This is a genomic window from Marinagarivorans sp. (genome assembly GCF_982758155.1).
In genome coordinates this window covers 533-8,900 of the sequence record NZ_CEXWTU010000207.1, presented here as the reverse complement: position 1 = coordinate 8,900, position 8,368 = coordinate 533, and the positions used below count along the sequence as shown (strand labels likewise).

The 8,368-nt window shown below is 48.3% G+C and carries 7 protein-coding genes; all 7 read right to left on the bottom strand.

The window, feature by feature from the left end:
• Positions 1-89 precede the first annotated feature (89 nt).
• The gene (pheT, locus tag AC3A8L_RS17190; RefSeq protein WP_487963504.1) at positions 90-2,480 is read right to left on the bottom strand and encodes a phenylalanine--tRNA ligase subunit beta; all 2,391 of its coding nucleotides are present in this window, start codon (positions 2,478-2,480) and stop codon (positions 90-92) included.
• Between the two features lie 49 nt (positions 2,481-2,529).
• Entirely contained in the window at positions 2,530-3,543 is a 1,014-nt protein-coding gene (gene pheS / locus AC3A8L_RS17185) for a phenylalanine--tRNA ligase subunit alpha (protein ID WP_487963503.1), read from the bottom strand.
• Positions 3,544-3,937: 394 nt separating this feature from the next.
• Complete coding sequence (gene rplT / locus AC3A8L_RS17180; protein ID WP_487963502.1) at positions 3,938-4,297, bottom strand: 50S ribosomal protein L20; 360 nt, start codon at positions 4,295-4,297, stop codon at positions 3,938-3,940.
• 40 nt (positions 4,298-4,337) lie between these two features.
• Positions 4,338-4,532 (bottom strand): 50S ribosomal protein L35, encoded by a 195-nt coding sequence (gene rpmI / locus AC3A8L_RS17175; protein WP_053979753.1) that lies wholly within the window; start codon positions 4,530-4,532, stop codon positions 4,338-4,340.
• Positions 4,533-4,601: 69 nt separating this feature from the next.
• Positions 4,602-5,165: a translation initiation factor IF-3 gene (infC, locus tag AC3A8L_RS17170; RefSeq protein ID WP_487963501.1), complete on the bottom strand. Its 564-nt coding sequence runs from the start codon at positions 5,163-5,165 to the stop codon at positions 4,602-4,604.
• A gap of 39 nt (positions 5,166-5,204) precedes the next feature.
• On the bottom strand, positions 5,205-7,139 hold the full coding sequence (thrS, locus tag AC3A8L_RS17165) for a threonine--tRNA ligase (protein ID WP_487963500.1): 1,935 nt from the start codon (positions 7,137-7,139) through the stop codon (positions 5,205-5,207).
• Between the two features lie 346 nt (positions 7,140-7,485).
• Positions 7,486-8,073 (bottom strand): GNA1162 family protein, encoded by a 588-nt coding sequence (locus AC3A8L_RS17160; protein WP_487963499.1) that lies wholly within the window; start codon positions 8,071-8,073, stop codon positions 7,486-7,488.
• Positions 8,074-8,368 lie beyond the last annotated feature (295 nt).

Genomic DNA, 8,368 nt, shown 5'->3' with positions numbered 1-8,368 from the left:
GCTTGCATAGCGCCCAAGGATGGCTTGAGCGGCCCAGAAAATAATCAGTTTGCCGACCTATTTGTTCATAGCTGAACAGTGACAAAAATTTAACGTAGGCATGCACCATAAGCTTCAGACAACGTTTTGACAACATTATCAATAGCTTGCTGGATTTCTTCGTCTTTTAATGTGCGCTCGTTATGCTGAAAAGCTAAGTTGTAGGCTAGGCTTTTGTGGCCATCCTCTACGCCCTGCCCCACATACACATCAAACAACGCCACGGCTTTAAAGTGCTCGCCGGCGGCCTGCTGTATTGCAGCCTCTAGCGATGCAGAACTAACGGCATCAGCAACCACAAACGCAAGGTCGCGGCCAACGGCTGGGAAGCGCGATAACGGCTGGAAGGCCGGCACCCTGCCGGTTAATAGCGCTTCAAGTATTAGCTCAAAGACATAGACATTACCACTGCAATCCAACGCCTTAGCGGTTGAGGGGTGCAATACGCCGATTACACCGACCTTTACCCCGTCCAGCACAACATCAGCACATTGCCCTGGGTGCATATACGCGGCAGGCTCTGAGCTCGGTACAAACGAGAAAGCCTCCTGATTACGGGTTACTCCAAGCAAGGCCTCTACATCGCCTTTAAGGTCGTAGAAGTCGACTTTGTCTTTTCCATGGCACCAGGCAGAGGTTTCTCGTGCACCGTACAACAGGCCAGCTATGCGCCGCTCTTGTGGGTAAGCTTCGTCACCTTCGCCTTTTTCGAACACCAAACCGCTTTCGAACACACTCACACGTGTTTGTTGGCGATTAAGGTTATAGCGTAAAGTTTGAACCAAGCCTGGCAGTAAACTGGTACGCATCTCGGCCATATCGGCACTGATCGGGTTTTTAAGCAAAACCACCGACTTACCCTGCGAAAACTGCGCATGAATTTTAGGGTCTACAAAGCTATACGTAATGGCTTCGCGGTAACCGTGCGCAACCAGCGCAGCATTTAAAGCACGCAGTGATACACCATCTTCTGGGGTTGCTGGCAGCTCATTTGCAAATACGGGGGTTCGCGTGGGTAATTTATCGTAGCCGTACAAACGCGCCAACTCTTCGACCAAATCGGCATCAATGGCGATATCAAAACGGTAACTGGGCGCAATAAAGTGCCAGGCGTCATCCGTCTCGTTGGTTAACTCAAGCCCTAGGCCGGTTAACATCCGCACTACGTCAGCATCCTCTAAGCGCAAACCCAAAACCATTTCTAAACGATTTTTGTTCAACGCAATAGACGCTGGCTTAGGTAAATCCGCTTCGTTAAGCGCGCCAAAGACTTCACCGACAGAACCACCACAAATTTCGACGATTAAGGCTGTTGCACGCTGAATGGCTTGATGCTGTAAATTATAATCAACGCCGCGCTCGAAACGGTGTGATGAGTCCGTATGCAAACCGGCATTACGGGCGCGCCCGGCAATCGCGATGGGCGCAAAGAAAGCCGACTCCAATAGAATATCGGTAGTGCTATCGCTAACCGCAGAAGCTTTACCGCCCATTACGCCAGCAAACGCCAAGGCGCCGGCTTCATCGGCAATAACTAGGGTATCGCTTTTTAGTGCAACCGTTTGATCGTTTAACAACTCGAGTTTTTCGCCTTCGCTTGCCAAACGCACAGTAATATTGCCCTGCACTTTCGCCGCATCAAAGGCGTGCATGGGCTGGCCAAGCTCGATGAGCACATAATTAGTAACATCAACAACGGGGCCTAAACTGGCAATACCTGCGCGGCGAAGTTTTTCAACCAACCACAAAGGGCTTTGGGCCGTGCTATTTACGCCTTTAATAATACGGCCAACATAGCGTGGGCACGCTGTGCCTGCGGCTAAAGTAACTTCGCGTATTTCTTGATGATCGCTTGCAACATCGGTAATTTCTAGTGCGTTATAAGCACAGTTGTTTAGCACCGATACTTCGCGCGCGATGCCACGAATACTTAAACAATCACTGCGGTTAGGGGTTAAATCTAACTCTAGAATATTGTCGTTAAGCTGCAGGTATTCGCGTAAATCGGCACCTATGGGTGCATCGCTGGCCAACTCCCACAAACCACTATCGTCATCGCCACAGGCAAGCTCGGTTTGGCCGCAAAGCATACCGAACGATTCAACACCTCGAAGTTTTGCTTTTTTGATTTTGAAATCGCCCGGCAATTTTGCACCGATAGTCGCAAACGGAATCACCAAACCTTCGCGTGCATTAGGCGCACCGCAAACGACTTGCTTAATACCTTCGGCGTGGCCCTCTACTTGGCAAACACGCAATTTTTCGGCATCGGGGTGTGGTGTAACACCCACAATTTTGCCTACGACAACACCGCTAAATTCACCCGCGACAGGCTCTACGGCGTCCACTTCTAGGCCAGCCATAGTCACTTGCGCTACCAGCGCAGCTGTCTCTATTTCGGGGTTAACCCACTCTCGCAACCAGGATTCACTGATTTTCATAAATTTTATCCAATTCCAATGTACTTTGTTAAACAACGACTTCTATGCGTTAAAACTGCTGGAGAAAATCCAAGTCGTTTTCAAAGAACATTCGTAAATCTTTTATGCCGTAGCGCAACATTGCCAAGCGCTCCACACCCATGCCAAAAGCAAAGCCCGAAACTTTTTCCGGGTCCATATCACAGGCTTTAAAAACATTGGGATGAACCATGCCGCAACCACCCACTTCAAGCCAACCTGTTTGCTTGCAAACACGGCAGCCAGCGCCATTACAGTGCGTACACTGAATATCCATTTCGGCCGAAGGCTCGGTAAACGGGAAGTATGACGGACGAAAACGCACGGGCACATCGGCTTCAAAAAAGGTGCGTAAAAACTGGGCGACAACCCCTTTTAAATCAGCAAAGCTGACGTTTTCATCAACCACTAAACCCTCTACCTGATGAAACATAGGGGTGTGGGTTAGATCGGAATCGCAACGATATACACGACCCGGGCATATCACCTTAAGCGGGCCGCTGCGGTTTAGCATGGTGCGAATTTGCACAGGCGAGGTATGCGTGCGCAACACGTGGCGATCGTCCACATAAAAAGTATCGTGCATCGCCCGTGCCGGGTGATGCGATGGGATATTCAGCGCCTCAAAGTTATGGAAATCATCTTCCACTTCTGGCCCCTGCTCTACGCTATAACCGGCACGCACGAAAATATCTTCGATGCGATTAAGGGTATGCGTAACGGGGTGCAGGCTACCGCGCTCGGCATTGCGGCCAGGTAAGGTAACATCCAGCGTTTCAGCTGCTAACTTGGCGTTAATGGCTTCGCTTTCTAAAGCCGCTTTACGTGCATTGATGGCGTCTTGCACTTGCACTTTGGCTTCGTTAATTAGTGCACCGGCTGCCGGGCGCTCTTCTGCCGACAGCTTACCTAAAGATTTTAACTGCGCCGTAATCTGGCCTTTTTTGCCCAAATAATTTACGCGAATTTCATCAAGTGCCGCCAAGCCATTTGCATCGGCGACCAATTTGAGAGCTGCAACCGTCAGCTCAGCAAGGTTTTCCATAAGGTTTTCCAAAGATCGTTAGGAAATGAAAGATAAACAAGAGCGGGATTTTACCCGTAAACAACACGCCTGTGGGGGCTATTAAGGGCTAAGGGCCGAGGAAAAAATACTTTATCCAATAATACTTGCCTCCTGCTCCCTCAGCAGCGTTGCTCAAAGCGTTATATGCCTCGGTAACTGCTCCATGCGTTACCCTAATGACCTATGTCCATATAGGCCCCGGCATGCGCCCCTTTGAGCGCCTTGCTGAGAAAGCAGGCGCCCTCGCCTAATTGGACAAACTATTGTTGCCTCGCCCCTAAGTCTGTATTTGATGGAGAGTAGTAGGCATAAAAAAAGGGGAACAGCCTAAACTGCTCCCCTTTTCAACAACAATCAAGTTAGCAAAGCGCCCTTAAGCGGCTAGTGCTTCCTTGGCTTTAGCAACGATAGTTGCAAAAGCAGATTTGTCGTGAACAGCAAGGTCTGCTAATACGCGACGATCCAGTGCAATCTCAGCTTTTTTCAAGCCTGCGATTAAACGACTGTAGCTCAAGCCTTCAACACGAGACTGGGCATTGATACGCGTGATCCAAAGCGCACGGAAGTTACGCTTGTTTACACGACGGTCACGGTAGGCATATTGGCCTGCTTTGATAACAGCTTGCTTGGCCACGCGGTATACACGCGAACGTGCACCGTAATAACCTTTAGCTGCTTTTAATACTTTCTTGTGTCGGCGATTGGCTTGAACACCACGTTTTACACGCGCCATAAATAATTCCTCTAAAAAATGATTGTGAAAGCGCTAAGGCTTAGCAAGACCTAAACATACGATCTACTAATGGAGAGTCCGATGCATTCAGTACGCTAGTACCTCGCAACTGACGCTTACGCTTTGTCGTCATTTTGGTAAGGATGTGGCTTTTGTTAGCGTGTTTATGCTTGTAACCAGCCGCTGTTTTTTTGAAGCGCTTTGCAGCACCACTGTGTACTTTAGCTTTTGACATAGTAAATCTCCGGTCGGCTTGTGCCGATTTTACGGTTCTCTTTTAAACAAATAAGGCAGCTAAAAAGCCCTATCCATTTTTCTTTTTAGGGGCAATTACCATAATCAGCTGACGCCCTTCCATTTTGGCGTGCTGCTCTACGGTCCCAATTTCTTCCAAGTCTTTGGCGATGCGGAGCATCATTTCCATACCTAATTCTTGGTGGGCGAGCTCTCGACCACGGTACCGTAATGATACCTTGGCTTTATCCCCTTGCTCTAAGAAACGAGTAAGGTTGCGCAACTTCACTTGATAGTCGCCATCCTCTGTTCCTGGACGGAACTTCATTTCTTTAATCTGTTGTTGCTTCTGCTTCTTCTTGGCAGCCGCTTTTTGTTTCTTCAATTCGAAGAGGTGCTTACCATAATCCATGATCTTGCACACAACGGGCTCTGCGTCTGGAGCAATTGCTACAAGGTCAAGTGTGGCGGCTTTTGCGGCATCGAGTGCTTCCTCTAGAGAAACAACACCGACCTGCTCACCATCAGCCCCAACTAACCTTACTTCTGATGCTTCAATTTGATCATTAATAGCAGCTTTCTTTTGACGACTTTTTCCGTTGCCTGCTCGATTGTTAATAGTAGTTCTCTCCAAATTATTAAAAAATAAAGGTGTGTTCAGCCAGCGTGCGTATTAAGAATCTGATACTTCTTCTATACGCCCTCTTCGGGCCACTGCTTGTGCGAGTGTTTGTTCAAACGCAGCTAAAGACAGCGTACCAAGATCTTCACCTTGCCATGATCGCACTGCGACGGTACCGTCGGTTACTTCTTGATCACCAACAACCAAGAGGTAAGGAATGCGCGATATTGTGTGCTCGCGGATTTTAAAGCCGATCTTTTCATTTCTCAAGTCTGCAATCGCACGATAGCCGTTATTTTGCAACGTTTTTTCAATTTTCGTCACATATTCGGCCTGTCGGTCAGTAATATTCATAATTACGACCTGCTCAGGCGCCAACCAAGGAGGAAATGCCCCTTCGTAGTTTTCGATCAAAATGCCAATAAAACGCTCAAACGAACCTAATATTGCGCGGTGTAACATCACTGGCACCTGTCGCGATCCATCTTCGGCGACATATTGCGCACTTAAACGGCCCGGCATCGAGAAATCCACTTGAATAGTACCGCACTGCCAAACTCGACCAATACAATCCTTCAAAGAGAACTCAATTTTAGGGCCATAAAACGCACCCTCTCCTGGCAAATACTGAAATGCTAAACCTTTCGCATCCAAGGCATCGGCCAAGGACTTCTCGGCTTTATCCCAATCGGCATCACTGCCCACGCGCTCTTCTGGGCGGGTAGACAAACGGATGATAACGTCGGTAAAACCAAAATCGGCATACACTTTATAGAGCAAGTCTGTAAAGGTTGCCACTTCATCTTGAATACTCTCTTCGGTACAGAAGATATGGGCATCGTCTTGCACAAAACCGCGCACACGCATAATACCCTGCAAAGAACCCGAGGCCTCGTTGCGGTGACAAGAACCAAACTCGGCTAAACGCAACGGTAAATCGCGGTAGCTTTTCAAACCCTGATTAAACACCTGCACATGACAAGGGCAGTTCATGGGTTTTACCGCCAAATCGCGACCATCGGCTTCAACGGTAAACATACCGTCGCGGAACTTATCCCAATGGCCCGACTTTTCCCACAAGCTTCGATCAACGATTTGTGGGGTTTTAATTTCCTGGTAACCATTCAAGCGCTGCACTTCACGCATGTACTTTTCTAGCTCGCTATAAATAGCCCAGCCACGCGGATGCCAAAACACCATGCCGGGCGCTTCTTCTTGCAAATGAAACAAGTCCATTTTCTTGCCGATTTTACGATGGTCACGCTTGGCAGCCTCTTCCATCAACTTCATGTGAGCTTTAAGCGCTTTTTTATCGCCAAAAGCCGTACCGTATACACGCTGCAACATTTTGTTGTCGGAATCACCACGCCAATAGGCACCCGACACGCGCGTTAACTTAAAGTGACCACAAAAACCCATATGCGGTACGTGCGGGCCCCGGCACATATCAACATATTCTTCGTGGTGATACAGGCCTGGCTGAGCATCCTTAGGAATATCACGCTCTAAGATTTCGATCTTATAAGGCTCATCACGCCCCGCAAAGGTATCGTGCGCGTCCTGCCAGTTAACAACTTTTTTTACGACCGCATAACCTGTTTTTGCCAGCTCTAACATCCGCGCTTCTAGCTTGATGACATCATCATCGGTAAGCATTTGCTCTAGATCGATATCGTAATAAAAGCCGTTTTCGATGGTTGGGCCAATCGCCATCTTCACATCAGGCCACAACTGCTTAATAGCATGACCTAACAAATGCGCGCACGAGTGACGAATAATTTCGAGGCCTTCAGCATCGCGAGCCGTATAGATTGTTAGCTCGGCATCTTCAGTGATCAGGTCGCAGGCATCAACACGCTGGCCATTCACATTGCCGGCAATGGTGGCTTTCGCCAATCCAGGGCCAATATCGGCAGCAACATCAAGGGTAGAAACGGCATTTTCGAATTGACGGACGGAACCGTCTGGAAGAGTAATCGCAGGCATGAAATAGTATCCTAATTCAGTGGTGGCCCCTACTAAAGGTCACTTGAGTTTTTATTGATAAACCCCCTATAGCCTATATGGCGCGGGGCTTTGCGTAAAAGATTTCATCTCATATAGCGCGTATAAAAGTGGTGTAACTACCCACTCCCACACAACTTGTCACTAATATAAGCCAAGTATACGAGAAAATTTGGAGCCACATTCTACTTCAGAATGCCCGCGCCCGCTCAGTTAAATGCTAGATTGAGTAAGGAAGAAATACTTAGGGACGAGAAAATGCGGCTTGCGCGGCAAAACCACAACCAAATTACTTGGCCACGACAAACCGCTAAACCGCTAAACCACCCTATTGACGCAACCGGGTTGAGGCGCGTAACCGCTTACCTTCAGAAAGTGACACAAAAGCACCCTCTAGAGCTTGGCGGGATAACTCGTCGGTATGATCGGTAAAGCTTCCAGCCATCTGGTCAAGAACAGCACCTAAAACCATCGCCGTTAAGCTACCGCTATTAGAGCTGCCAGCGTTACAAACTTCAACAATCGCAACAGATTGTAATAGCTGAAATTTTTGCCCCCACTGGTTAATCGTAATGTACAACACCGCATCAGGAGCAATATGTTCTTGGATTTTAAACAGTGGTATTTCGTGCATCTGCGCCCCGGAATGCAAACCATTTTCACGCATAAAACGCTCGATAACCGCCACAGGAAAAACATAATAACCACGCTCGCCCAGCGGCTTAGAAACATTCGCCAACAGCGTATGCGGAGCATCAATTTCAATACTGTTGTTTTTTGGCAACAACACCAAAATAGAAACCGGGTCACTAGCCAATGGAGCCGTAGGCGTAGTTGCACAGCCCGCCATCAAAGTGATAGCGCACACATTAAACCAACAACACTTTGCCGTTGAGCGTACTATCGTAGTCAGCATTCGAGCCTGACCCTAAAGGTGCAGGCAGACCAATTAGCTTGGAGTCCGATCAACGCGCTTCCCGTAATGTATCACCCCGAAGCCCAGCAACGCTCCATAGCCATCAGCTTTAGCGCTATATACAAGTAGCCACTAGCCATCGACCTAGCATCTGCTTTAAACTCAAGCCAAGACGTTCGAGGTAGCAACATGAAAACGATTGTTGGTGGCGGCCCCAAAAAAGTTTTATATACGCTTAATACGGTGAGGCGCATTGGCCTTAAAAAATCGGCAAAAGCGCTGCAAGCAAAAAACA